Raw genomic sequence first — 25,813 nt, 5'->3', positions numbered from 1 at the left:
ATTGTAATAAGACATTGGAATGAGGCATTGGATTACCTTGCAGGTTATCCGGTGCCTTTTTTCTGAAGGTATTTTTGCGGAATGATGGGAGGGGGTTGATACGGCTGGTAATATTAGGTACAATAGGGGGGAAGCTGACTTTTTGTAAGATATGGAAGGATATATCCCCATGACTGGATGCATCAAACGGAAAGGAAGGAGAAAACAAGACAAAAAGTTTTGAACTAGCTTAAAAACAAGATAAAATATGTGAAATATACATAAAATATCACAACTAAAATGGTATATAAAGTACAAAAACACAATAATCTTACAAAAAGTCTTTACGGCAGACAAAAAGTGTGCTATTATACAATCAGAAAAGGAAACAGGGATATGAAAGAGTTGAAAGATGAAAAAAAGTTTTTAACACAGTTGATGGACATGCTGGAACAGCAGCTGGGTCCACATACAGAAGTGGTCCTGCATGACCTGAAGAAGGATTATGCCAACACAATCGTGGACATCCGGAACGGTCATATAACAGGGCGTGAGATAGGAGGCACGGGAAGCAATCTGGGACTTGAGGTCCTTCAGGGAACGGTAAAGGATGGCAACCGGTTTAATTACATCACACAGCTGAGGGATAACAGGATATTGAGGTCCTCGTCCCTGTACATCAAGGATGAGGAAGGCGGTCTAATCGGATGTCTCTGTGTGAATACGGATATTACAGAAAGCGTTAAGCTGGAAAGCTATCTGAAGGAAATGAACCACTATGATATCAATGCAACAGACAAACAGGAAGTGTTTGTAACGGAAGTGAATCAGTTATTGGAATATCTTCTTCAGGAAGGCCAGAAGCTGGTGGGCAAACCCGCAGGCGTCATGAACAGGGAAGAAAAGCTCCAGTTCCTGAAATATCTGAACGATAAGGGAGCATTCCTCATAACCAAATCAGGAGAGCGCATACAGTCATTTCTGGGAATATCCAAATATACCATGTACGCATATCTGGATATGATAAAAAAGGAAGAAGCAGGAACAAAAACTGAATAAACGGGCAGCTTGTTAACCAGTGCCACCTGGTGTGGATGATCAGGATACAGAATCCCAGACATACAGAATCTGTCATCTGCGCAGGACGACACAAGCAGCACAATAAAATACACCGGAACCGGATTCTTTTTCAGGGAATTGAAGAAGGTGTATTTTTTGTACCCAAAATTCCGTGAGGATTTTGGAATATAAAAAAACAGGAGGAGGATGTACGATGGAGAAGGTTGTAATCAAAACCGACAAAGCGGCAAAACCAGGGGGATGGTACTCACAGGCTTATAAGGTGGGTGACTTGATATATACGGCAGGTATTACCGCCAATGACCCGGTTACCCAGGAAATGATTGCGCCAGGAGACATTGCAGGGCAGACGGAACAAATTATTAAAAACCTGAAAATAATTTTAGAAGAAGCGGGATCGGATTTGGAGCATGTAGTGAAGACACTTGTTTTTGTTAAGGATATTGATGAGTTTGCAAAATTTAATGAGGTGTATAAACAGTATTTTCCTAATGATCCGCCTGCAAGGAGTACAATGCAGGTTGGGAAATTTAATGGGGATATGGTAATTGAGATAGAAGCGGTTGCTATTTGCCGATAACGAGAAAAGGGGTGGGAAAATGGATGCGAAGGAACGGGTGAAAGCTCTTGTCAAGGATGAAGAAGCGATTAATCTGGTAAGGAATATCGTGCAGATACCCAGTCACTGGGCACAGGAAAAAAGGGAGAAGCCGATATCAGATTATCTGTTGGATTATTTTATGAAAGCGGGGATTGACGCATATCAACAGGAAGTCTATCCCGGGCGTCCCAATGTGGTGGCAGTATTACATGGGACAGGAGAAGGAAAGAGCCTGATGTTTAACGGACATATCGATACTGTGCCGCCTTTTGGGATGGAGGATCCGTTTGGAGCTGTAATTAAGGATGGAAAAATGTATGGGCGTGGTACTGCTGATATGAAGAGCGGTGTGGCCACAATGGCATACGCCATGAAACTTCTTAAAGATGCAGATGTGAAGCTGAAGGGGGACCTGGTGTATGCAGGAGTAATTGATGAAGATGCGGCTGGAAGTGAGGGGACACGCTATATAGTAAGAAACGGACCTTTGACAGACCTGGCTATTGTAGGAGAACCCACATCCCTGCAACCGGTGGTGGCCCACAAGGGGTGCGATTATTTTACCGTTACCTTCTATGGACGATCCGTTCATTCCAGCGTTCCCTGGAACGGCGCCAATGCCAATTACGCAGCGGCAGAGTTCATACGCAGGGTGGAAAATGAAATGATTCCGGAGTGGTCTTCTAAAAAGCATCCTTTCTGCAGCCCGCCCACGATTAATGTCGGATTAGTCCAGGGAGCTGCAAAAGCCAATATGCCTTATCTTTTGGGTGAAAGCCCTACATTTGCAGGTATTATACCGGATTTGTGTAAGGTACATATCGATGTCAGATGGATACCCACGCAGACAATCAAGGGAATTGAGGAGGAATTTAGAAAATTAGCCGAGGAAGTTGCCTCAGGACGTGAAGGTATCCGTGCAACTGTTGAATTTATTGACATGTACAGGCCTGCAATGGAGATATCACCAGATAATATACTGGTTAAATCCATTCAAAGCAACAGTAAGTCAGTGCTAAAAAAGGAATATCCTATAAAGGGAGAAACGTATTGGGGAGATTCCGGATTGCTATGCACATTGGCGGGTATCCCATCCATTATGTATGGACCGGGGGACATTGGCTGTGCACATTCGGATGTGGAATGGGTAGAAACAGGTGAGCTGGCTAAGGCGGCCCTGATTTATGCATTGACGGCAATTGACGTATGCGGTGTGGCAGAGTAGGAGGGAGAAACGTGGGGTTATGTTATGATTTGTTATTGGCTGGCGGGGATGTTGTTTTTGAAAATGGGGTCAGGAAAGCCAATATAGCTGTTAAAGATGGAAAAATTGCGGCAATCCTGGCACCTGGGTTTGTGGTTGAGGCAAAAGAGATAAAGAAAATTGAGGGCCTTACGGTATTTCCGGGACTGATTGATACCCATGCCCATTATTGGGAACCAGGTCCCCAGAATTACAGGGAGGATTTTCATCACGCTACAAGGTGCTGTGCAAGGGGAGGCGTGACAACCACCCTCGAAATGCCCCTTAGTATTCCGCCTGTGGTGGATAAGACATCATTTGAACTGAAATACAATGTTGCAAAAGAAAATTCTGTCATTGATTTTGGACTATGGGGAGGCTGCATACCTGCATCCATAGACCGTCTGGAAGAGATGGATGAACTGGGCTGCTGTGCATTTAAGGTATTTATCTCCTATGCCAATCCGGATTATCCCCATTTGCCGGACCATGAATTATGCCGTGCAATGGAAAAGGTTTCCAAATTTGGAGGTATGATTGCAGTACATGCTGAAAATGCAGATATTGTGAGTAATTTCTGTCAATGGAAAAAGGAAGAAGGGGTCCGGCAGCCATCCAGGTATCATGAAGGCCGTCCAGCTTTTTCAGAGGTGGAAGCCATTCAGAGGGCCGTTCTGTTTTCCAAGGTATATGGAACGGATTTGCTGATTTGCCATATGAGCGCTGCGGAGGGAGTGGATGCAACCCTGGAGGCCAGAAGGCAGGGGCAGCATGTATATACAGAAACATGCCCTCATTATCTTGCATATGACAATACCCGTATGGATGAGTGCGGTGCATTTGCAAAATGCAATCCGCCAATCAGGCCGAGGGATAATCTGGAGCGGTTATGGGAACATGTACTGAACGGTAATATTGATGTGATTGGAACAGATCATGGGCCGTATTCTAAGGAAGAAAAACTGGAGGCGGATAATATCTGGGATGCATTGCCGGGATTTGGCGGTGTTGAACTTATGCTCACCATCATGATTACAGAAGGATATGTAAAACGCGGCCTGCCTTTGCACCAAATTGCCAGGATGACATCGATTAATGCAGCCAGGATTTTCGGCCTGCAGCAAAAAGGGGCAATAGAAGTGGGAAAGGATGCAGATTTTGCTATTGTGGACTTAAACAGGAAGTGGGTTTATGAAGGAATGAAATCATTTTCCAAAACATTACTGGATTGCGGGATATTTGAGGGGTATCATTCTGAAGCAGCTGTTTGCGAGACCATTGTACGAGGTTCCACTGTTTATAAGGATGACACAATTACCGTGGATTCAGGCTATGGTATGTTCATACCACGCCAAATTTAATATATTCCAAGGAGGAAAAAGAATATGAAGAAAACAAAGAAGTGGCTCACGTTAGTTATGTGTATGGCAATGCTGGCAGCATCCATGGGCGGATGTGGAGAATCAGGTACAGCCGCTACCCAGGCACCGGCATCAGCCGCGGGTACGGAAGCAAAACCAGACAACCAGGAAAAAGAAACTGAGAAGAAAACAGAGGATAAAAAGAGCATGAAGGCTGCTTTGGTAACCGCTCAGAAATTGGGGGACCAGGGTGTTACGGACCTTTGCCACAGTGGATTCATGAAGGCGGCAGATGAATATGGTATGGAGACCCAGATAGTGGAGGTACAGAAGGGCGAATATGAGGAAAGTATAAGGGCACTTTGTGAAGATGGATATGACATCGTTGTTGCATTGAATGTGGAACTGGTAGATGCAACTTCAAAGGTGGCGCCGGATTATCCGGATGTGGATTTTGTACTGACCTTAGGTGAGGTAGAACTGGATAATTTAAAGTGTCTGTTAGGACAGGAACATGAAGGCTCTTATCTGGCAGGAGTAGAAGCGGGTATGATTACCAAGACAAACCATATCGGTTTTATAGGCGGACAGGATAACGCTGAGATTAACCGTTTCCTGGCAGGTTATGAGCAGGGAGCCAAATCCGTGAATCCTGATATCGTTGTGGATCCTGTGTATGTAGGTTCCTTTGAAGATCCCACAAAGGGGAAGGATCTGGCATTAATGCTGTATAACCAGGGATGTGATATTGTATATGCTGCGGCGGCTAAATCCGGTCTCGGGATGTTTGACGCTGCAAAGGAAACAGGAGGACTGTGCATCGGTGTTGATGTTAACCAGAATGATGTGCTTCCCGGACAGGTCATCGGTTCAATGGCAATTGCATATGACCAATGGATATACAATGCCATGAAGGAAATTGCAGAAGATAAATTTGAAGTTGGCGTGTTCTGGTATGGATTGGAAAATGATAATGTGTATCTGGCGCTTCCTACCAAAGAGCAGTATGATTTGCCAGAAGATGTGCTGAAAGCAGTTGAGGATGCCAAAGAAAAGGTGGTATCAGGAGAAATAACAGTAGACCCTGTTGCTGAAAAAGATAAATAGAACCTGGATGACGTTTTGCGGCAATGAAAAACAGCATTGCCGCAAAAATGACACTATGGTGAAAGGGGAGCAAAAAAGTGGCATTAGCAGTTGAAATGCAGGATATTACCAAAAAGTTTGGTAATTTCACTGCCAATGATAAAGTGAACCTCCAGTTGAAGTGGGCTGAAATCCATGGCATTTGTGGTGAGAACGGGGCAGGAAAGACCACGCTTATGAACACTCTTTACGGTCTGCATCAGCCTACTGCCGGGGAGATATATATTGATGGGAAACGGGTAATTATCCACAGTCCCAAGGACTCGATTGCCCTGGGGATTGGGATGGTACAGCAGCACTTTAGCCTTGTCCCGTCAATGACAGTGGCAGAAAACATAGTAATGGGAAAACCTCCTCACGCAAAAAATGGTTTGATTGATAAAAAGAAAAGCATTGAAATCGTAGAAGAAATCAGCAAGAAGTACAATCTGATAGTAAATCCGTCCGCTTTAGTCAAAGAATTGCCGGTAGGCCTGCAGCAGAGGGTAGAGATTTTAAAAGCATTATATCTGGGAGCAAATATATTGATTATGGATGAGCCCACGGCAGTATTGACGCCACAGGAAATCAATCAGCTGTTTATTACCCTGGATGAATTAAGAAATCAGGGAAAATCCATTATTTTAATCACACATAAGCTTTCGGAAGTCACAGCCATTACAGATAGGATAACTGTTATGCGGCTGGGCAAAACAGTGGGGACCATAGATACAAAGGAAACCACGGAACATGAAATCGCCCGGATGATGGTGGGGCGTGAAGTGTTGATGAACGTTGAAAAAGACATATCTGAGCCAAAGGAAATCGTATTAGATGTGAATCATATATCCTGTAGTAATGACCAGGGCATTCCTGCTGTGAATGATGTCTCCTTTTGTGTGCGGCAGGGGGAAATAGTAGGCATAGCCGGGGTTCAGGGGAACGGCCAGACCGAACTGATAGAAGCAATCACAGGGTTGCGGAAAATACGCAGTGGCAAAATCAGCATAGGCGGCAATATCCTGGGTGGAAAGAACACATCCAGACAGTGCAGGGACCTTCATGTGGGGCATATCCCAGAGGACAGGCAGGAGGTGGGGGCTGCCAGATATGCAAGCATAAGGGATAACTATCTTCTGTATCTGCACACACTGAGACGGTTCCATAAAGGGATATTCCTGAACTATAAGGAATTTGACAAGGCTTGTATAGAGGGGTTGGCTGAGTATGATGTGAGATACAATAAGATTCAGGATAATGCCAGCTCACTGTCAGGAGGTAATCTCCAGAAACTGATTATTGCAAGGGAAATGTATACCAAGCCTCATTTACTGGTTGCGGCACAGCCCACTAGGGGAGTTGACATAGGAGCCACGGAATTCATCCATAAACAGATTGTGGCTCAGAGGGATGCGGGAAGCGGGGTTTTGCTGTTTTCCAATGAACTATCAGAGATAATCAGCCTTAGTGACCGGATTCTTGTTATGTACAGGGGACAGATAATAGGTGAAGTGGACCAGATCCATGCAACGGAAGAAAAACTGGGTCTGTGGATGGCTGGAATAAAAGATGAAAGATGATAGGAGGATAATGATTTGAGCTTGGAGTTTAAATTAAGATCGGTTAATATAAAGACAATCATATCAGCCATCATAATCTCTTTTCTGGTAGGCGGTTTGATTGTGCTGAGCAGCGGATATAATCCTGCGGAGGTGTATTATAAACTATTTAAAGGAGCTTTGGGGAGTAAATTTGCGATTGCATCCACTTTAAGATGGATCACGCCCCTGTTGTTTACTTCTGTTGCATCCGCTATTGCGTTTAGAGGCGGTATGTTTAACATGGGAGTTGAGGGCCAGCTGTATATAGGGGCACTGGCTGGAACCATTGTGGGGGTTTCCTGCAAGGGCCTTCCGCATCTGGCACATGTTGCCCTTTGTTTTTTGGCTGCCATGACGGCTGGTATGTTTTATGCCATGATACCTGCATTGATGAGGGTCTATCTGAATGCCAGTGAGGTAGTTACAACCCTGATGTTGAATTATATGATAATAAATTTAAACAATTTTATCATTCAGGAGTATTTCCTTGCAACAGACAGCATGGTTTCGACCATTGCCACCAATGAGATTGAGGCGAGTGCAAAGCTGACGTCTATCATGCCGCCTTACTCAGTCAATACCGGACTTATAATCGGAGCGTTCATGATTGTCCTTTTTTACATACTGTTCAATAAGAGTAAACTGGGATATGAGTTCCATATATCTGGCGTAAATCCACAATTTGCAAGATATGGGGGAATCCAGGTGGACCGGGTAAGGATAGGTGTCATGCTGATTAGCGGATGTATTGCCGGATTAGGCGGAGCTGTTGAAATCATGGGGGTTCAGGAACGTCTGATGGCAAGCTTTTCTCCGAATTTCGGATTTGACGGGATGCTGGCCGCCTTGCTTGGTAATAGCACTCCTCTTGGGGTAACATTATCTTCCGTATTCTTTGGGACGCTGAAAGCAGGGGCATTATCCATTGAAAGAACTACAGATGTATCCAGGGCTTTGGCTGATGTGATTAAGGGTATCATTATCTGTTTTGTTTCTGTCAGGACGCTGGGGTTACTGGACAGGATTTCGTTTAGATGGCCGGGAAACCGCGTATTGCGAAATAAGGGGAAAGGAACAAAGGAGGTAAAAAATGTTTATTAATGCTACACTTTTAGCGGTAGTTGCACGAGTTACAACCCCTATTGTTCTTTGTGCTTCCGGCGGATTGTATTGCCAGCTGGCAGGGACTCCGAATATAACGTTGGAAGGGGCCATGTTGATGGCTGCATTTGCTGGAGTGGCAGGCAGCTATTATACAGGCAGTGCCCTGGTGGGGTTGTTATGTGCTATATTAGGTTCGCTTTTAATTAATCTTTTATTTGGTTTCCTGCATCTTAGGCTGGGCGGAGAAGGAACCATTACAGGATTCGCTATTAATTCCCTGTGTCTTGGCCTTACCACATTCCTTTTACGGTCCATGTTTAATGTTACAGGAACACTGGTGGATGACCGCATCGTAGGATTACCAAAGTACAGTATCCCTATCCTGAAGGATATCCCCATCCTGCAGCAGCTGTTCACCAACCATACCCTGTGTACCTACTTTTCCTGGATATTTATTATATTGACATATATCATTTTTTACAGGACAAAATATGGTATGAATATAAGGGCCTGCGGTGAAAATCCCACAGCAGCCTCATCTGTTGGTGTGTCTGTTACAACCATAAGGTGGAGTACTATCATGATTTCAGGCATTATGAGCGGGCTTGCAGGCGCACAGATATCCCTGGGATATCTAAGCATGTTTTCTGAGAATATGACATCAGGCAGGGGATTTATTGCTTTGGCTGCCATCATGCTTTCTGGCGGAAGGCCCATTGCCATGTTTGTAGCTGCCTTGCTGTTTGGCGTGGCGGAAGGTCTATCTAACCAGGCACAGCTGACAGCGATATCTTCGCACTTAATCCTGACATTGCCATATCTCATGGTAATTGTTGTGCTGTTGCTGCAGCCGGAGCAGATGAAGGCTTTAAAAATGCGGATTAGACAGATGAAAGGATAAGGGAAGGATATGCGTTTAGATGGGAAATGTATCATAATAACAGGGGCAACAGGAGGGATTGGCAGGGCGGCAGCAGAGTTGTTCCATGAAGAGGGGGCAAGGCTGGTCCTGTCAGATATAGATGTGGATAAGGGGGAAGCGCTGGCATCACAGTTATCTGGAAGCCATTTTGTTCCCGCTGATATCTGCGATTCGGGACAGGTGAACCGACTGTTCGAGGAAGCGGTGGACTTTATGGGTAAGATAGATGGCCTGTTTCACACTGCCGGAATTGTTTCTTCCTCTGACCTTTTTTCCTGCACAGAGGAGCATTTTGAGAAAATCATGAATGTTCATCTTAAGGGGACGTTTCTTTGTCTGCAAAAAGCAGCGCTGAATATGATGGAACAGGGCGGTTCCATCGTGCTTACGGCATCGCAGCGTGGAATCCTGGGTGCCACTGGCTCCATTGCATATAATGCGGCTAAAGGCGGTATTGTAATTATGGGAAAGAGTGCGGCAATGGAACTGGGAAAATATAATATACGGGTAAATGTCCTTTGTCCAGGTGCGACAGAAACTCCGATGCTCAGGCAGGATATTGCAAACAGCCCGAATCCGGAGGAATTGGAGCAACGCATGCTCAGTACATATCCTTTAGGGCGTTTTGGGACATCAGAGGAATCCGCTTATGGTGCTCTTTATTTAATCAGTGATGAGGCGGCATTCACGACGGGTACGACATTAGTGGTTGACGGAGGCAATACTGCAGGATAATCAGGAGGTTGAAATCATGAGGATTTTATTGGTAGGGGGAAGCGGGCTGGTTGGCACCAGACTCGCATCCTATCTGGCAGAACAGGGGAATGATGTGATATGTTTTAACCGCACCATACCGCGCGGCGTATCGGAACAGTGTATATATGAGACAGGTGACCTGGGTGAATATGGCCTCTTGTATCAAATCATGAAAAAATACAGGATAGAACAGGTCATACATAATGCGGCTATTTCCCATCCCATGCTGTATAGGGACAATCCTTATAAGGTTTACCGTGTAAATGTGACAGGAACCTTAAATGTATTAGAGGCAGCAAAACTCTTTGATGTCAGCCGTTTTATCTACATTAGTTCCGGTGCTGTATATGGAAACACGGATGCCCCTGTGGTGTATGAAGAACAGAAGCTTCATGGGGAAAGTCCTTATGGCGCTTCCAAAGTGGCTTGTGAGGAGATTGTGAGGAACTATGGGGTGCAGTCAGCTTCACTAAGGGTAGCCTTTGTATACGGTCCTGGAAGGAGTATGTCATGTCCGGTTGAACAGGCTTTGCGCCATGCTGTAAAGGGAGAGGAAATGCTGCTGGATAAAGGCGCTGACCAGAAGATGGATTACATTTATATTGATGACTGTGTGGAGGCAATCGCCCGGATTGTCAGCAGCCGAACATTACACTATGATGCCTATAATATAGGCGGAGGACAGCTGGTACCTTATAGCCGGGTGATTGATAAAGTAAAGGCACTGTATCCCCGGTCCCGGATTGAAGTGGGGGCCGGCGGCCTTGGTTATGATGATTTGGGAGCAATGTCAATCCGGCGTATAGAAGAGGATACGGGTTGGAAACCTGGCATATCAATTGAGGAAGGGATAGAAAGATATGCTTTATGGATGGAGAAGAATATATAAACTGACGGATGACAAGAATGTGATATGACCGAACAAAAAGAAAGGGTTGGATTTTGGCAGTGCGGCCAAACATCCAACCTTTTTAAATCCTTATTTATCCTCCACCAAAGGAATCGGAGTCTCATCCTTCTCATCCAGATGCGCCAGATAATACTTCGTATCCTTCACAATCACGCCGGACAGCAGCAGCACGGCAATCAGGTTAGGAATCGCCATCAGTGCATTAAGCGTATCCGCAATACTCCATACAAGCTCCAGCTGGATTACAGGGGCAGCCACCAGCACCACGGCCCAGGCCACGCGGTAAGGAATCAGCCCTTTCTTGCCCATCAGGTACTCCAGGCACCGTTCGCCGTAATAGGACCAGCCCAGGATGGTGGAATATGCAAATGTGATGATACCCACGATGAGGATGGGCTGCCCGATATAAGGAATCAGGGAAAATGCCGCATTGGTCAGTTCTCCGCCGGACAGGTTGGTGACGCTGATGGAATCATAGCCAATGATGCTGCTGACCAGGACAAGGCCGGTCATGAGACAGACCACGACGGTATCCCAGAAGGTTCCGGTTGCAGATACAAGGGCCTGGCGCACCGGATTGCGGGTCTGGGCAGCGGCGGCCACGATGGGGGCGGAACCCATACCGGATTCATTGGAAAAAAGCCCGCGGGCAATTCCGTACCGGGCCGACATCATGATACCCGAGCCCACCAGACCGCCTGCGATGGAGCGCATTTCCGTAAAGGCGCTGCGGAATATGATGGAAAATGTCTCACCCAGGAATGCCCGGTTGATGAAGAGGATGAAAATACATCCCACAACATAGAAAAACGCCATGAAAGGCACCAGCTTTTCGCACACCCTTGCAATGGATTTCACCCCGCCGAAGATAACCAGGCAGGTAACCCCGCTTGTGATAAGGCCCACTGCAAGGCTGATGATCCATGGATATGTATCCAGCAGGGCCTTAAGGCCGCCGGATGTCATAAGCGGTTTCACATTGCTGTTCACAATACTGGAAATGGCGTTGACCTGGACGCCGCATCCGATTCCAAAGGATGTAAGGGTGCCCAGCACTGCAAAGATGATGCCCAGCCACTTCATGCCCAGTCCGCGCTCCAGGGCATACATGGCGCCTCCCAGCATGGTGCCGTCCTTGGTGCGCACGCGGTACTTGACGGCTATGAGGGATTCACCGTACTTGGTGGCAATCCCGAACACGCCGGTGAGCCAGCACCACAGTACGGCGCCTGGACCGCCAAGGGCAATGGCGGTCCCCACGCCAATGATGTTGCCGGTTCCTATGGTGGAGGCAAGGGCGGTTGTTAAGGCTGCAAACTGGCTGATGTCGCCGCTGGAGTCGGGATCTTTTGTGACAGAGAGCCGGATGCCGGTCAATGTTTTCCTCTGGATGAATCCCGTACGGATCGTGAGAAAAAGATGTGTTCCAAAAAGAAGTGCAATCATGGGAATCCCCCAAAGATAGTTATTGATGGTTTCCACAATGGTGCTAAACAGTTCCATATCAAATCCCCCGTTTTCTGAGTCAATAATATTAATAATTTAGCACAGTAAAATGGAAAAAGCAAGAAAATATGTTTTCAGGCCAAAATAGAAGGGTAAAACAGAAAATATTTTGAAAAAATATAAGGTAAACAGAAAAAGTTACGGAAGGATACGAAAACACGGATACATGGCTACCTTGCAGGGAAATGGAAAATCGTAGAACGGGAGGGGAGGGAAAAGATAAAAAAGTAAGAAACTGACCAAAACTTGACGGCTATGAGGGATTCACCGTACTTGGTGGCAATCCCGAACACGCCGGTGAGCCAGCACCACAGTACGGCGCCTGGACCGCCAAGGGCAATGGCGGTCCCCACGCCAATGATGTTGCCGGTTCCTATGGTGGAGGCAAGGGCGGTTGTTAAGGCTGCAAACTGGCTGATGTCGCCGCTGGAGTCGGGATCTTTTGTGACAGAGAGCCGGATGCCGGTCAATGTTTTCCTCTGGATGAATCCCGTACGGATCGTGAGAAAAAGATGTGTTCCAAAAAGAAGTGCAATCATGGGAATCCCCCAAAGATAGTTATTGATGGTTTCCACAATGGTGCTAAACAGTTCCATATCAAATCCCCCGTTTTCTGAGTCAATAATATTAATAATTTAGCACAGTAAAATGGAAAAAGCAAGAAAATATGTTTTCAGGCCAAAATAGAAGGGTAAAACAGAAAATATTTTGAAAAAATATAAGGTAAACAGAAAAAGTTACGGAAGGATACGAAAACACGGATACATGGCTACCTTGCAGGGAAATGGAAAATCGTAGAACGGGAGGGGAGGGAAAAGATAAAAAAGTAAGAAACTGACCAAAACAAGTAGTAAACTGACCGAAAAAATCAATTGGCATAATGCGGCAGGGCATTATATAATAAAGGCAGTGTATGAATCCGGAAAAGAATGGGGAGTGATAAGCATGATGCTTTTTTACAGAATGTGTCTGTTCTAGGTATGGAGTAAGTACCCGAAAGGGTAAATCTAAAGCCCATACCAGGGATAAGAATGGACAGAAGTTTACAAAAGGAGTTTAACGGACAGGTCAGCGAATGGGAACGGGAGCTGTACAGGCGCAATATGAAGCGGATGTACAAGACTGCCAGGAACTGCCGTGACCCCAGGGAAAAGGCCCTGGAAGACTACCGCCACCGCCGCGGCACCAAATGGTTTTATAAACATGAGTGCAAGGAAGTAAGAAGGCAGACCAGAAGAAGCCTGCGCATAAAACTGAAACGGGAACTGTATAACGAGGCATATTACAGGGTTGTCCCTCATGACTATAAGACATATGGATGGCTTACCTGGTGATGGAAAAGCGCTTGTAATGAAGGAGGGAAATCATGAGACTGAAAAAAGCAGCATTAACGGCATTCGTCATGATTTCCTGCCTGTCCTTCCTCCAGCCGCCGGAAACAAAAATCTATGAGGAAGACCTGGCGCTCCGTTATGGGCGGCAGCTGACAGCGGTTTTCGGGGAGGACAGCCGGATTTTTCCCGGGGAAACCATCACAGGGTATTTCTGGAATAAGGATACGGATAAACCGGATTGGAACAAGCCATACAGATATACCAGGTGGGAACTGGATTACACGGATGCCTACGGATGTCCGGCCGCTTTTGTGTTCAGCAATTATGCGGAGAATATCACAGGGGCTGTCCGCAGCCACCTTAAGGCCAGGGTAGAAGCCTACTATGATGAGAATTTCCTTCAGCCATATATCGTACCATATGTGGATGAGGACAGTGTTTCAATGTACTGCAGCTTTTATTCGCTGTTTTCCGACCGGAAACGTCCGGAGACAAGTATAATGTTTGAGGAACGGCTTCAATATGAAACGGATATACTGGAACATGCCAGACTGGATGAAATGCGGTATGAAACCGTATTTGATGAGTATCCGGTAACCCTTTCCATGTACGGCTATGTCCGCTACGGGGACCTGTCCGCGGCAGAACGGCAGGAGAAAGTGGATTTCCTTGAGGCGCAGCTTAATAAAATGACGGATGCCATGGTCCGGTATACCGGCGGCTGCTTAAACGGCAGCGTCGGCATCACGTTTCTGGATGGGGATGGGCCTGATGCCGTCATCGGTTACCAGATCCTTAAAGGAGAGATTTATACAGGTGAAGATTTTGAGGTGGACCTGCACCAGGCATTTTTCGGCCCCATTGACCTGGATGGGTCATGAGGGCTGCGGATTATGGTGACAGCGTATCATAATGGTACCGTACAAATCAAAAGCCGGTCCCCTGAAGGGAATCCAGCCAGGGCATTTTAAGACATGCCCTGACGGTTACCCGTTTTCAGGGGACCGGCTTTGATATTGGTCTTATACATTAAAACGGAAGAGAACCACATCCCCGTCCCTCATCACATATTCCTTGCCTTCTGAGCGGACCAGGCCTTTTTCCTTGGCAGCGCCCATGCTGCCGCAGTTCATCAGGTCGTCGTAGTTCACCACCTCGGCGCGGATGAAGCCGCGCTCAAAGTCGCTGTGGATCTTGCCTGCTGCCTGGGGCGCCTTGGTGCCCACCTTGATGGTCCATGCGCGGCTTTCCTGAGGACCGGCCGTCAGGTAGCTCATAAGGCCCAGGATACGGTAGCTGGCGGCAATCAGCTTCTCCAGTCCGGATTCGGTAAGGCCAAGGTCGTCTAAGAACATTTTCTTCTCATCCTCATCCAGCTCTGCGATTTCCTGCTCAATCTCAGCACAGATGACAAATACCTCACATCCGTTTTCAGCGGCAAAACCGCGTACGGACTGTACGTAGCTGTTGTCAGCGCCGTCATTTGCCAGGTCGCCTTCCGCAACATTGGCAGCGAATATGACGGGCTTCCAGGTGAGCAGGTTCAATGTTCCGATGAATTCGCGCTCATCCTCATCCTCTGTCTCGTAGCTGCGGGCCAGCCTGCCTTCTTCCAGGTGGGCCTTCATGGCCTTTAACAGTTCCACTTCCTTGGCCAGATCCTTATTGTTGAAAGCGCCCTTGGACTGCTTTGCAATGCGGCGTTCCAGAATCTCGATATCAGAGAAAATCAGCTCCAGGTTAATGGTTTCAATATCCCTTAAGGGGTCGATACAGCCGTCCACGTGGATGACATTGGGGTCGTCGAAGCAGCGGACCACATGGACGATGGCGTCCACCTCGCGGATATTGGACAGGAACTGGTTGCCCAGGCCCTCGCCTTTGGATGCCCCCTTTACAAGTCCTGCAATGTCCACGAATTCGATGACGGCGGGAGTGGTTTTTTCAGAGTTATACATTTCAGTGAGCCTGTCCAGACGCACGTCAGGAACAGGCACCACGCCTACATTGGGGTCAATGGTACAGAACGGATAGTTGGCTGATTCCGCGCCTGCCTTGGTCAATGAATTAAAAAGAGTACTTTTTCCGACATTGGGAAGTCCTACGATACCTAATTTCATATGATTACCTTCCTATTATAATAAGTAATTACAGCCTTATTATCATATCATAAAACATGGGGGAATGAAAGCAGAAAATGTTTAACTGCCAAATGTCAATAAAATCAGGTTTGGCGGGAAGAATATAAGCACAGGCACATGAAGGACATGAAGCAATCCAAAACAGTTTAAGGAGATACAAGATGGGAGAGACAATCGTAGTAATCGGAGCCAACCACGCGGGAACAGCCGCCATCAATACAATACTGGACCAGTTTCCGGGCAACCGCGTCATTGCATTTGACATGAACTCAAATATCAGTTTCCTGGGGTGCGGCATGGCCCTTTGGATTGGGAAACAGATCCAAGGCCCGGACGGCCTGTTCTATTCCAGCAAGGAAATATTCGAGGAAAAGGGCGCGGCCATCCACATGGAGACCAGGATTACCCACATTGACTATGACAGGAAGATCGTGCATGCGCGGGACAGCGCCGGAAAGGACTTTGAACAGTCCTATGATAAGCTGATACTGGCCACAGGATCCATACCCATCCGCCCGGAGATAAAAGGCATGGACCTGGAAAATGTCCAGTTCGTAAAGCTGTTCCAGAATGCCCAGGACGTGATTGAGAAGTTAAAGGATGGATCCATCCGCAGGATTGCCGTTGTGGGGGCAGGATACATCGGGGTGGAACTGGCCGAGGCTTTCAGGCGGAATGGGCGTGAGGTGGTGCTGATTGACTGTGCGGATACCTGTTTATCCGGATACTATGACAGGGAGTTTTCCGATATCATGGCAAAGAACCTTGAGAGCCACGGCGTAAAGCTGGCATTCGGGGAAACAGTAACGGGACTGGAAGGCGGCGGGAAGGTCCAGAACGTCATCACGGACAAGGGAAGCCATGAGGCTGACATGGTGGTTTTCGGCATTGGATTTAAACCAAATACAGTGCTGGGGCAGGGACAGCTCAGGCTTTATAAGAATCATGCCTTTTTGGTGGACCGGAAGCAGGAAACCAGTATTCCCGGAGTCTATGCCATCGGTGACTGCGCCACGGTCTACAATAATGCCATCCAGGCCACGGACTATATTGCGCTGGCAACCAATGCGGTCCGCTCGGGTATCATTGCGGCCCACAATGCCTGCGGCCGGCTGCTGGAATCCCCGGGCGTGCAGGGATCCAACGGCATCAGCATATGGGGGCTTCACATGCTCAGCACGGGAATCAGCCTGGCCAGGGCAGGACGGATGGGATATGCGGCTGCCGTGACGGATTACGAGGACTGGCAGAAGGCGGAGTTCATGGAGGATGGGAACAACCGTGTGAAGATACGCATTGTCTATGACAAAGATACCAGGATCATACTGGGGGCACAGATGTGTTCAGACTATGATATTTCCATGGGCATCCACCTGTTCTCCATGGCCATAGAAGAGCAGGTGGACATTGATAAACTGAAGCTCTTCGACCTGTTTTTCCTGCCTCATTTTAATAAACCCTATAATTATATCACCATGGCAGCCCTGGCAGCCAGATAAAAGGCAGATGAAAGGTTGATGAAGGGTAGATGGAACGCGGATGAGAGGCAGGGAAATCCCTTCTTGCATTTTAGGTTACTTCGGGGTAAAATGGGAAAGTATAGCATCAGGTGTCCCAAGGACAGACACGCCCTGGTGCAGGATGTAAGGAAGGAGATTTTTCTATGGAAGCAGTGACAGGAGCAGATTTAAGCTTTGTGAACCTGGGCATTACCATACAGCACCTGCCGAACAGTATCACGGTGTTTGGTTTCAGGATTGCATATTACGGAATCATCATCGGGCTGGGGATGCTGGCCGGGATGGCCGTTGCATTCAGGGACGCAAGGCGCAGGGGCCAGGATCCGGATGTCTATCTGGATTTTGCCTTGTACGGCATCATATTTTCCATTATCGGTGCCAGGGCTTATTATGTGATTTTTGACTGGGATAACTATAAGAATAACCTGCTGCAGATATTTAACACCCGGGGAGGCGGACTGGCAATCTACGGCGGCGTCATCGGCGCGGTCATTACCCTTATCGTGTTTACCAGGGTCAGGAAGATGTCCTTTTTCTCCATGGCGGACAGCGGCGTGCTGGGGCTGATAACGGGCCAGATCATCGGCCGGTGGGGGAATTTCTTTAACTGCGAGGCGTTCGGGGGATTTACCAACAACCTTTTTGCCATGCGCATTAAGAAGAGCCTGGTGAACCCGTCCATGATCTCACAGCAGCTGATTGACCATGAGATTGTGGAGAATGGGATTGCCTACATCCAGGTCCATCCCACCTTCCTCTATGAGTCGGTATGGAACCTGTGTGTCCTTGGTTTCATGCTGTGGTACAGGAAACACAAGAAGTTTGAAGGGGAAATGCTCTGGATTTATTTCCTGGGTTACGGCCTTGGACGGGTCTGGATTGAGGGTCTGCGCACGGACCAGCTGTTGATTCCCGGCACCGGATTCGCGGTGTCCCAGCTGCTCTCGGCCGCCCTGGTACTGATATCAGCCGGAATTATCATTTATAAACACCAAAACCTGAAAAAGGGGAGGAAAGTGGGGGATATTCCAGGGGGGATTAAGTAAAAAAATCAATATTTAGTACTTGTAAGTGGGGGTATCCCACATGTAGAGGCAGTTGCGAAAAACCACGCAGCTGCCTTGTTTTTTTGAAATTTTTTTATAAGAAATTCGTAAAAACTCCTTGCCATTTCCCAATTTCTGTACTATGATGGACATACAAGTGGTAGAAAGTGGTGCAAAGTGGTAGAGGATGGTTGTTATGTGGATGAAGTGGGGGTTTCGGATTCCCCCATGGGCATCCACGGGACATCACTGACGTACGGCAGGTGATAAGTTATGTTCATGGGTGAATACAATCATACAGTAGATGCGAAGGGACGCCTGATCGTGCCTTCCAAGTTCAGAGAGCAGTTAGGCGACGAATTCGTTGTTACGAAGGGCCTTGATAACTGCCTTTTTGTGTATGAGAATTCCGAATGGACTGCCCTTGAAGAGAAACTGCGCACACTGCCCCTTACCAATGCCGCCGGACGTAAGTTTTCACGTTTCCTCCTGGCAGGCGCTACCACCTGTGAAGTGGACAAGCAGGGAAGAATCCTTCTTCCGGCCATCCTTAGGGAGTTTGCCGGAATTGAGAAAGACGCAGTACTGGTAGGTGTGGGAAGCCGTATTGAAATCTGGAGCAAGGATAAATGGATTGAGGCGAACACCTTTGATGATATGGAAGAGATTGCAGAACACATGGAAGGTTTGGGAATTTAATGGAGGAACAAGCATTTGTACACAAGTCCGTACTTTTATATGAAACAGTGGGCAGCCTGAATATAAAGCCCGGAGGAATCTATGTGGACGGCACGCTGGGCGGAGGCGGACATGCCTATGAGGTATGCAAGCGTCTGGGAAGCGGCCGGCTCATTGGGATTGACCAGGACGCGGACGCCATAGAGGCGGCAGGCAGGCGGCTGGAGCATTTTAAGGATAAGGTTACCATTGTAAGAAGCAATTATGAGAATATCAGGACAGTGCTGAATGAACTGGGGCTTTTAAAGGTGGACGGGATTTACCTGGATCTGGGGGTTTCCTCCTACCAGCTGGACACGGCTTCCAGGGGATTCACCTACAGGGAGGACGCGCCTCTTGATATGAGGATGGACCAGAGGAATACCACCACGGCCGCAGACATTGTCAATACCTACACCGAGATGGAGCTGTACCGGATCATCCGGGATTATGGTGAGGACAATTTTGCGAAGAACATAGCAAAGCACATTGTAAGGGCAAGGGGGGAACACCCCATTGAGACAACAGGAGAGCTGGCGGAGATAATCAAGGCAGCCATTCCGGCCAGGGTAAGGGCCACGGGCGGACATCCGGCCAAGCGTACCTTCCAGGCCATAAGGATTGAGTGCAACCATGAACTGGATGTGCTGGAACAGTCCATTGATACCATGATTGAACTCTTAAACCCGGGAGGACGGCTCAGTATCATCACCTTCCATTCGCTGGAAGACAGGATTGTGAAGAACCGGTTCAGGACCAATGAAAATCCCTGTATCTGCCCCCATGAGTTTCCTGTATGCGTGTGCGGCAGGAAGAGTAAGGGGAAGGTGGTTTCAAGGAAACCCATATTGCCGTCCAAAGAAGAACTGGAAGAGAACAGCCGTTCAAAGAGCGCAAAGCTGCGCGTGTTTGAGCGGGGTGAGATGTAGATACCATGATTTTAAGCGTTTAAAATACAGACGTTAAGTGCCCAATGCGTACAAAGGATGACAAGACTAAGACAGAAGGGAGGAATAAGGCCATGGCTGCAAGAAGACAGGCGTCAGCAGGACGCACACACACACAGACAAACCGCAGGCCGGCACAGAGGCATGATTATGTGTATGGTTCGGCGGCACCACAGCTTAAACCACAGGAAGCTCCAAGACCGGAGCGGCCGGCAAGGAAACCGGCAGGCAGCCAATCCGTCCGGCATAACCACCGGATACGCCGCAATCAGGAACGTGCATTGTATATGGACCTTCCATATGTGATCATGCTTACCATTGCGTCAGTGTTTACCTTATACCTCTGTATCAATTACCTCCATGTGCAGTCATCCATTACGGCAAGAATGCATCATATCGAGACCATGGAGGCCCATTTAGAGAAGCTTAAGGCGGAGAATGATGCCCTGGAAACCAGTATCAACACCAGCATTGACCTGAATAAGATTTATGAGATTGCAACAAAGGAGCTGGGCATGGTATACGCCAAGAAGAACCAGGTGCTGCTGTATGATAAGACAGAAAGTGAGTATGTAAGACAATATGAAGACATCCCGGAACACTAATGGAAACGGCCGTTCCCAGAACAAGGGAAGTGGAAACGGCCGCGACGGACATAACCAGAAAGGCAAATATTTTTACCCCAAGTACCTGCAGGAAAAGCTGGCAATCACCGTATTGGTGATTACGCTGGCTTTATTTGCATTAATAATGGTGCTTTACAGAATCATCAGGGACAACAACGAGCAATATAATAAGATTGTGCTGACCCAGAGACAGCAGGAATACGAGAGCCGTGTCATACCCTACAGGCGGGGGGATATCGTGGACAGGAACGGGACCTATCTGGCTACCAGCGAGAAGGTCTATAACCTGATCATTGACCCAAGGCAGATCATGTCGGCCCCGGAGCGCTATCTGGAACCCACGGTGGATGCCCTTGTGACTACGTTTGGCTTTGACGCAGGGGAACTGCGCGCTATGATTGAGGAAAAGAAGGATTCCGCCTATCTCAGGTACAGCAAGGGGCGACAGCTCAGCTATGACCAGAGGACTGCGTTTGAACAGCTGGCAAAGGAAAAGAACGATGCCTACATCAAAGATAAGGATGAGGTGGAGGGCAAGAAACGGGTTAAGGGAATCTGGTTTGAGGATGAATATAAGCGGATTTACCCCTATAACTCAATGGCCTGCAGCGTGATTGGGTTTACCAGCAGTGACGGAAGCGTTGGCAACGGCGGTATCGAGCAGTACTATAACAGCAGCCTGATTGGAGTGAATGGACGCGAGTACGGTTATCTGGATGAGAACTCCAATCTGGAGGGCGTGGTGAAATCCGCAACCAACGGCAAGACCGTGGTAAGCACCATTGACGTGAACATCCAGAATATCGTACAGAAATATATCAATGAGTGGCAGACAACCGTGGGCAGCAAGGTCACGGCTGCCATTGTCATGAATCCCAATAACGGTGAGATACTGGCCATGGGCACCAGCAGTGTGTTCGACCTTAATAATCCCAGGGATGTAAGCGGATACACCCAGGAAGACCTGATGGCCCTGGGCAAAAAGGAAGCCGCCCATGTATACAGAAGGGAAAACAACGGGGAAACCATCTCGGAAGACCAGGTCCTTGACCATTACAGCCGCGAGGAGGTGCTGTCCTACGGCCAGCAGGTCGCATGGAACCAGATATGGAGGAACTTCTGCGTCAGCGATACGTATGAACCGGGATCCCCGTCCAAGATATTCACGGTTGCAGCCGGTTTGGAGGAAGGGGTAATAAAGCCCACCGACAGTTTTGAATGTACCGGTTTCCTTCATGTGGGGGATTGGGACATTAAGTGTACGGCATACCGCAGGGGCGGGCATGGGTGGCTGAATGTCCAGGAATCGCTGATGCAGTCCTGTAACGTGGCCATGATGCGCATCGGAGCCATGATAGGGAGGGAACGGTTTACGAAATACCAGTCCATCTTCGGCTTTGGCGACAAGACCGGCATAGACCTGCCGGGCGAGGCAGATACCAGCAGCCTTGTGCACACGGCGGATGATATAGGGCCTACGGATCTGGCCACCAATGCCTTTGGACAGAACTATAACTGTACCATGGTACAGATGGCGGCTGCATTTTGCTCCGTACTCAACGGGGGATCCTATTATGAGCCTCATGTGGTAAAACAGATACTGAATGAGCAGGGCTCCGTGGTGGAGAAGAAGGAACCGGTCCTGGTGCGGGAAACCGTATCCCGGTCCACGTCCGACTTCCTTAAGGAGGCCATGTTCCAGACCGTTGAGGTGGGAACCGGAAAAGCGGCCCAGGTAGCGGGGTACGATGTGGGCGGCAAGACGGGAACCGCGGAAAAACAGCCGCGTTCCGCCAAGAATTATCTGGTATCCTTTGCAGGCTTTGCGCCGATTGAGGATCCCCAGGTATTTGTCTATGTGGTGATTGATACGCCCAACTATCCTCCCGGGGAACAGCAGGCCCACAGCTCCTATGCAAGTACGGTTTTTTCAAAGATCATGACAGAAACACTTCCTTATTTAAATATATTCCCAACCAATAATCTGGATGAGGATGAATCCATCCAGGAGAACCTGCCATCCTCCGAGGGCATCAATGAAGCCGGTACAGAGGAAAGCGGCGAGGGCCAGGGGGATTTGGTGGAAGAAACAGAAAAACAATATGAGACAGACGAGTATGTGCCGGATGACGGCGGTGCCGGAAGCGGCGTACCGGACGCGGTCCCGAAAGACCCGTCGGGGCCGGAAGAAGCGCCTGCGCAGACTGGCCGGACCCAGCCCGTAAAGACGTCCGATGGCAGTAATCAAGGCCGGGACGGCCAGGATGCGGCCTTGGACAGCACGGCCGCCAGCACGGAAGAAACGCAGTAAATGGTACAGACCATATAGAAAGATTCATAAAATGACACCGGCTCCAATATATTATTAACAATGATGGACGCTGGAGACAATCATGAATTCAAACCTTACAAAGCACAGAAAGAATATAGCCGTCCTTGCACTGCTCATTGCCATTGTCATGGTGAGTCTCTCAGGGCGGCTTGCTTATCTTATGATATTCCGTTCCGGGCATTACAGCGCAATGGCAGAGGACCTGCACCAGAGGGAGCGTACGATTAAGGCTGCCAGGGGCCGCATCATAGATGCCAACGGGGTGGTTATTGCTGACAACCGCACGGTGTGTACGATTTCCGTCATCTACAACCAGGTGACGGACCGGGAGCATGTGATCCAGGTCCTTTGCAGTGAGCTGGGGATGGATGAGGAACCGGTGCGTAAGCGGGTGGAGAAGCGCAGTTCCAGGGAAATCATAAAGACTAACGTGGATAAGGAGATGGGCGACAGGATCCGCGCCTACCGGCTGGACGGGGTAAAAGTGGACGAAGATTACAAGCGTTATTATCCTTACGACAGCCTGGCGTCCAAGGTGCTGGGATTCACCGGAGGCGACAACCAGGGCATCATCGGCCTGGAGGTAAAGTACGAGAAGTACCTGAAGGGAATGAACGGCAAGATCCTTACCATGTCGGATGCAAAGGGAGTGGAGATTGAGAATGCCGCCGAGGACAGGATTGAGCCTATTGCGGGCAATGACCTGCACATCAGCCTGGATGTCAATATACAGAAATACGCGGAGCAGCTGGCCTACCAGGTGCTGGAAAAGAAAAATGCAAAAAAGGTGTCCATCATTGTCATGAACCCCCAGAACGGCGAGCTGATGGCCATGGTCAACGTGCCGGAGTTCAACCTGAACGACCCGTTTACCCTGAACCAGAACCTGCGCAGCCAGAGCCTTCAGGAGATGGCGGCCCAGGCAGACGGCCTGCCTGCGTCCAAGAAGCAGGAGCAGCTGAACCAGATGTGGAGGAACACCTGCATCAATGATACTTATGAACCTGGTTCCACCTTTAAGATCATCACGGCCGCGGCCGGGCTGGAATCCGGCGTGGTAAAACTTACGGACCAGTTTTCCTGCCCCGGATTCAGGGTTGTGGAGGACCGGAAGATACGGTGCCATAAGGTGGGGGGACACGGCGCGGAGACATTCCTCCAGGGAGCCATGAATTCCTGCAACCCTGTGTTCATCGATGTGGGCCAGAGGCTGGGCGTGGATGGATATTATAAATATTTCACCCAGTTCGGACTGAAGGGAAAGACGGGAATCGACCTGCCGGGCGAGGCGGCCACCATCATGCACAAAAAAGAGAACATGGGTCTTGTGGAGCTGGCCACGGTATCCTTTGGCCAGTCCTTCCAGATCACGCCGGTCCAGCTGATCACGACAGCTGCTTCCATTGTCAACGGAGGGAACCGCGTCACGCCCCATTTCGGCGTGGAGGCTGTCAGCGCGGACCAGTCCTCGGTCCATGGGTTCAAATATCCCAGCAAGGGGCGTATCCTTTCTGAGGAGACCAGCGCCACCATGCGGTATGTGCTGGAACAGGTGGTATCGGAAGGAAGCGGTAAAAAAGCAAAACTGGAAGGATATAAAATCGGGGGAAAGACAGCCACCTCTGAAAAGCTTCCAAGAAGCCTTAAAAAATACATTTCGTCCTTTATCGGCTTTGCCCCGGCGGACAATCCGCAGGTCATGGCCCTGATAACAATCGATGAACCGGAGGGCATTTATTACGGCGGTACCATCGCTGCTCCGGTAATAGGAGATTTATTTAAGAATATACTTCCTTATCTGGGAATTCAGGCAACAGAGGAAGAAACTGCTGTGCACGTTTCTAATCCATAGTTGATTATTCCCGGAAAAAGACGTATACTAATTACCAAATAAGACATACATATGAGATTGAGGTGCCCTTATGATTCATGAAACCATACTAGCTATCATTATTGCATTTGCCATCAGCGCACTGCTATGTCCCATCATCATCCCTTTTCTGCACAAGCTGAAATTCGGCCAGCAGGTAAGGGATGACGGACCGCAGACACATCTGAAGAAGCAGGGAACGCCCACCATGGGCGGACTGATCATCCTGTGCAGCATCATCATTACATCCATCTTTTATATCCCCAGTTATCCCAAGATCATCCCGGTCCTGTTTGTGACCGTGGGATTCGGCATCATCGGTTTCCTGGATGATTATATCAAGATCGTGATGAAGCGCTCCGAAGGCCTGAAGCCGATGCAGAAGTTAGTTGGACAGTTTGTTATTACAGGCATATTTGCCTGGTACCTGTTAAACAGCGGGGAAGTGGGGACGGATATGCTCATCCCTTTTACCGGCGGGTTTGACGGGGGCAAGTTCCTTTCACTGGGAATCCTTTTTATCCCGGCCCTGTTCTTCATCGTGCTGGGTACGGATAACGGGGTGAATTTTACGGACGGACTGGACGGACTCTGCACCAGCGTCACCATCCTGGTTGCCACCTTCCTTACCATTGTGGCAATCGGCGAGGATATGGGCATCAGTCCCATGACGGGAGCCGTGGTCGGAAGCCTTCTGGGATTCCTTCTGTTCAATGTGTATCCCGCCAAGGTGTTCATGGGGGACACGGGTTCCCTGGCGCTGGGCGGTTTTGTGGCGGCTTCGGCCTATATGATGCGCATGCCCCTGTTCATCCCGATCATCGGCCTGATTTACCTTGTGGAAGTATTGTCTGTAATCATTCAGGTAACATACTTTAAACGCACCGGAGGAAAGCGCATATTTAAGATGGCGCCAATCCATCATCACTTTGAATTGTGCGGATGGTCGGAGACCAGGGTGGTGGCTGTATTTGCCATCGTGACTGCCATATTATGCATGGTCGCCTATCTTGGACTGTAGCCGGGCGTATTTACGCAAGGTTGTACCAGTGGTCCGTCCAGTACGGTTTCTGGCTGGATGGAGCATTAGAC

The 25,813-nt window shown here is 48.6% G+C and carries 22 protein-coding genes and 1 pseudogene; 20 read left to right on the top strand and 3 right to left on the bottom strand.

Annotated features, from left to right (window positions below):
- Positions 1-375 precede the first annotated feature (375 nt).
- From LK536_RS32930 to LK536_RS32885, 10 genes are all read left to right on the top strand, one after another.
- The gene (locus tag LK536_RS32930) at positions 376-1,038 is read left to right on the top strand and encodes a helix-turn-helix transcriptional regulator (RefSeq protein WP_025482302.1); all 663 of its coding nucleotides are present in this window, start codon (positions 376-378) and stop codon (positions 1,036-1,038) included.
- Positions 1,039-1,252: 214 nt separating this feature from the next.
- Positions 1,253-1,639, top strand: a complete 387-nt coding sequence (locus tag LK536_RS32925) for a RidA family protein (protein ID WP_025482300.1) — start codon at positions 1,253-1,255, stop codon at positions 1,637-1,639.
- 19 nt (positions 1,640-1,658) lie between these two features.
- Positions 1,659-2,885, top strand: a complete 1,227-nt coding sequence (locus LK536_RS32920; protein ID WP_025482299.1) for a M20 family metallopeptidase — start codon at positions 1,659-1,661, stop codon at positions 2,883-2,885.
- 11 nt (positions 2,886-2,896) lie between these two features.
- Positions 2,897-4,264: an allantoinase AllB gene (allB, locus tag LK536_RS32915; RefSeq protein WP_025482297.1), complete on the top strand. Its 1,368-nt coding sequence runs from the start codon at positions 2,897-2,899 to the stop codon at positions 4,262-4,264.
- A 24-nt stretch (positions 4,265-4,288) separates the two neighbouring features.
- Positions 4,289-5,371 carry a BMP family ABC transporter substrate-binding protein gene (locus tag LK536_RS32910; RefSeq protein WP_227795067.1) on the top strand — a complete coding sequence of 361 codons (1,083 nt, stop codon included), beginning with the start codon at positions 4,289-4,291 and terminating at the stop codon, positions 5,369-5,371.
- 77 nt (positions 5,372-5,448) lie between these two features.
- The gene (locus LK536_RS32905) at positions 5,449-6,969 is read left to right on the top strand and encodes an ABC transporter ATP-binding protein (RefSeq protein WP_227795066.1); all 1,521 of its coding nucleotides are present in this window, start codon (positions 5,449-5,451) and stop codon (positions 6,967-6,969) included.
- A 15-nt stretch (positions 6,970-6,984) separates the two neighbouring features.
- A complete protein-coding gene (locus tag LK536_RS32900) occupies positions 6,985-8,091 on the top strand; it encodes an ABC transporter permease (protein WP_227795065.1) in 1,107 nt (368 codons plus the stop codon).
- On the top strand, positions 8,081-8,995 hold the full coding sequence (locus LK536_RS32895) for an ABC transporter permease (RefSeq protein WP_227795064.1): 915 nt from the start codon (positions 8,081-8,083) through the stop codon (positions 8,993-8,995). Before LK536_RS32900 ends, LK536_RS32895 begins: the two co-directional genes overlap by 11 nt.
- Before the next feature lie 9 nt (positions 8,996-9,004).
- Positions 9,005-9,751: an SDR family NAD(P)-dependent oxidoreductase gene (locus LK536_RS32890; protein WP_025482292.1), complete on the top strand. Its 747-nt coding sequence runs from the start codon at positions 9,005-9,007 to the stop codon at positions 9,749-9,751.
- A gap of 16 nt (positions 9,752-9,767) precedes the next feature.
- Positions 9,768-10,661 (top strand): NAD-dependent epimerase/dehydratase family protein, encoded by an 894-nt coding sequence (locus tag LK536_RS32885; RefSeq protein WP_025482291.1) that lies wholly within the window; start codon positions 9,768-9,770, stop codon positions 10,659-10,661.
- 90 nt (positions 10,662-10,751) lie between these two features.
- Here the strand turns inward: LK536_RS32885 and LK536_RS32880 are convergent, their stop codons facing one another.
- Together LK536_RS32880 and LK536_RS32875 are read right to left on the bottom strand one after the other, a co-directional pair.
- Positions 10,752-12,185, bottom strand: coding sequence for an alanine/glycine:cation symporter family protein (locus LK536_RS32880; RefSeq protein ID WP_120058771.1), 1,434 nt, complete (start codon positions 12,183-12,185; stop codon positions 10,752-10,754).
- 245 nt (positions 12,186-12,430) lie between these two features.
- Positions 12,431-12,784, bottom strand: a pseudogene (locus tag LK536_RS32875) (alanine:cation symporter family protein); the annotation flags it as partial.
- A gap of 435 nt (positions 12,785-13,219) precedes the next feature.
- On the opposite strand from LK536_RS32875, the gene LK536_RS32870 reads away from it, so the two are divergent.
- Both LK536_RS32870 and LK536_RS32865 read left to right on the top strand, forming a co-directional pair.
- Positions 13,220-13,522 (top strand): hypothetical protein, encoded by a 303-nt coding sequence (locus tag LK536_RS32870; RefSeq protein WP_120058770.1) that lies wholly within the window; start codon positions 13,220-13,222, stop codon positions 13,520-13,522.
- Between the two features lie 32 nt (positions 13,523-13,554).
- Positions 13,555-14,403, top strand: coding sequence for a hypothetical protein (locus tag LK536_RS32865; protein ID WP_227795063.1), 849 nt, complete (start codon positions 13,555-13,557; stop codon positions 14,401-14,403).
- A gap of 141 nt (positions 14,404-14,544) precedes the next feature.
- Here the strand turns inward: LK536_RS32865 and ychF are convergent, their stop codons facing one another.
- Positions 14,545-15,642 (bottom strand): redox-regulated ATPase YchF, encoded by a 1,098-nt coding sequence (gene ychF / locus LK536_RS32860; protein WP_025482287.1) that lies wholly within the window; start codon positions 15,640-15,642, stop codon positions 14,545-14,547.
- Between the two features lie 182 nt (positions 15,643-15,824).
- Between ychF and nox the strand changes: the two genes are divergently transcribed.
- The 8 genes from nox (at position 15,825) to mraY (ending at position 25,742) form a co-directional block, all read left to right on the top strand.
- Positions 15,825-17,162 (top strand): H2O-forming NADH oxidase, encoded by a 1,338-nt coding sequence (gene nox, locus LK536_RS32855; RefSeq protein ID WP_025482286.1) that lies wholly within the window; start codon positions 15,825-15,827, stop codon positions 17,160-17,162.
- A gap of 164 nt (positions 17,163-17,326) precedes the next feature.
- Positions 17,327-18,229, top strand: a complete 903-nt coding sequence (lgt, locus tag LK536_RS32850; protein ID WP_120058764.1) for a prolipoprotein diacylglyceryl transferase — start codon at positions 17,327-17,329, stop codon at positions 18,227-18,229.
- Positions 18,230-18,502: 273 nt separating this feature from the next.
- Positions 18,503-18,928, top strand: coding sequence for a division/cell wall cluster transcriptional repressor MraZ (gene mraZ / locus LK536_RS32845; protein WP_008724812.1), 426 nt, complete (start codon positions 18,503-18,505; stop codon positions 18,926-18,928).
- Positions 18,928-19,875: a 16S rRNA (cytosine(1402)-N(4))-methyltransferase RsmH gene (gene rsmH, locus LK536_RS32840; protein WP_008724813.1), complete on the top strand. Its 948-nt coding sequence runs from the start codon at positions 18,928-18,930 to the stop codon at positions 19,873-19,875. The genes mraZ and rsmH overlap by 1 nt, the downstream gene beginning before the upstream one ends.
- A 92-nt stretch (positions 19,876-19,967) precedes the next feature.
- Positions 19,968-20,498 carry a septum formation initiator family protein gene (locus tag LK536_RS32835; RefSeq protein ID WP_008724815.1) on the top strand — a complete coding sequence of 177 codons (531 nt, stop codon included), beginning with the start codon at positions 19,968-19,970 and terminating at the stop codon, positions 20,496-20,498.
- Positions 20,476-22,830, top strand: coding sequence for a peptidoglycan D,D-transpeptidase FtsI family protein (locus LK536_RS32830; RefSeq protein ID WP_227795062.1), 2,355 nt, complete (start codon positions 20,476-20,478; stop codon positions 22,828-22,830). Before LK536_RS32835 ends, LK536_RS32830 begins: the two co-directional genes overlap by 23 nt.
- Before the next feature lie 82 nt (positions 22,831-22,912).
- Positions 22,913-24,703 carry a peptidoglycan D,D-transpeptidase FtsI family protein gene (locus tag LK536_RS32825; RefSeq protein ID WP_008724819.1) on the top strand — a complete coding sequence of 597 codons (1,791 nt, stop codon included), beginning with the start codon at positions 22,913-22,915 and terminating at the stop codon, positions 24,701-24,703.
- A gap of 70 nt (positions 24,704-24,773) precedes the next feature.
- Positions 24,774-25,742, top strand: coding sequence for a phospho-N-acetylmuramoyl-pentapeptide-transferase (mraY, locus tag LK536_RS32820; RefSeq protein ID WP_008724821.1), 969 nt, complete (start codon positions 24,774-24,776; stop codon positions 25,740-25,742).
- The last annotated feature ends 71 nt before the right edge of the window (positions 25,743-25,813 follow it).

This window comes from Clostridium pacaense, from assembly GCF_020709765.2.
Taxonomy (GTDB): Bacteria; Bacillota; Clostridia; order Lachnospirales; family Lachnospiraceae; genus Enterocloster; species Enterocloster hominis.
The sequence above is the reverse complement of the archived record's forward strand: the minus strand, read 5'-3'. Positions and strand labels throughout refer to the sequence as shown.

Excerpts from the sequence above, each read along its gene's own strand:
- LK536_RS32920 (WP_025482299.1), top strand. The coding sequence starts at position 1,659 with ATGGATGCGAAGGAACGGGTGAAAGCTCTTGTCAAGGATGAAGAAGCG.
- LK536_RS32885 (WP_025482291.1), top strand. The coding sequence starts at position 9,768 with ATGAGGATTTTATTGGTAGGGGGAAGCGGGCTGGTTGGCACCAGACTC.
- ychF (WP_025482287.1), bottom strand. The coding sequence starts at position 15,642 with ATGAAATTAGGTATCGTAGGACTTCCCAATGTCGGAAAAAGTACTCTT.
- rsmH (WP_008724813.1), top strand. The coding sequence starts at position 18,928 with ATGGAGGAACAAGCATTTGTACACAAGTCCGTACTTTTATATGAAACA.
- mraZ (WP_008724812.1), top strand. The coding sequence starts at position 18,503 with ATGTTCATGGGTGAATACAATCATACAGTAGATGCGAAGGGACGCCTG.
- LK536_RS32925 (WP_025482300.1), top strand. The coding sequence starts at position 1,253 with ATGGAGAAGGTTGTAATCAAAACCGACAAAGCGGCAAAACCAGGGGGA.
- nox (WP_025482286.1), top strand. The coding sequence starts at position 15,825 with ATGGGAGAGACAATCGTAGTAATCGGAGCCAACCACGCGGGAACAGCC.
- LK536_RS32835 (WP_008724815.1), top strand. The coding sequence starts at position 19,968 with ATGGCTGCAAGAAGACAGGCGTCAGCAGGACGCACACACACACAGACA.
- mraY (WP_008724821.1), top strand. The coding sequence starts at position 24,774 with ATGATTCATGAAACCATACTAGCTATCATTATTGCATTTGCCATCAGC.
- lgt (WP_120058764.1), top strand. The coding sequence starts at position 17,327 with ATGGAAGCAGTGACAGGAGCAGATTTAAGCTTTGTGAACCTGGGCATT.
- LK536_RS32910 (WP_227795067.1), top strand. The coding sequence starts at position 4,289 with ATGAAGAAAACAAAGAAGTGGCTCACGTTAGTTATGTGTATGGCAATG.
- LK536_RS32930 (WP_025482302.1), top strand. The coding sequence starts at position 376 with ATGAAAGAGTTGAAAGATGAAAAAAAGTTTTTAACACAGTTGATGGAC.
- LK536_RS32880 (WP_120058771.1), bottom strand. The coding sequence starts at position 12,185 with ATGGAACTGTTTAGCACCATTGTGGAAACCATCAATAACTATCTTTGG.
- LK536_RS32870 (WP_120058770.1), top strand. The coding sequence starts at position 13,220 with ATGGACAGAAGTTTACAAAAGGAGTTTAACGGACAGGTCAGCGAATGG.
- LK536_RS32865 (WP_227795063.1), top strand. The coding sequence starts at position 13,555 with ATGAGACTGAAAAAAGCAGCATTAACGGCATTCGTCATGATTTCCTGC.
- LK536_RS32830 (WP_227795062.1), top strand. The coding sequence starts at position 20,476 with ATGAAGACATCCCGGAACACTAATGGAAACGGCCGTTCCCAGAACAAG.
- LK536_RS32890 (WP_025482292.1), top strand. The coding sequence starts at position 9,005 with ATGCGTTTAGATGGGAAATGTATCATAATAACAGGGGCAACAGGAGGG.
- LK536_RS32895 (WP_227795064.1), top strand. The coding sequence starts at position 8,081 with ATGTTTATTAATGCTACACTTTTAGCGGTAGTTGCACGAGTTACAACC.
- LK536_RS32825 (WP_008724819.1), top strand. The coding sequence starts at position 22,913 with ATGAATTCAAACCTTACAAAGCACAGAAAGAATATAGCCGTCCTTGCA.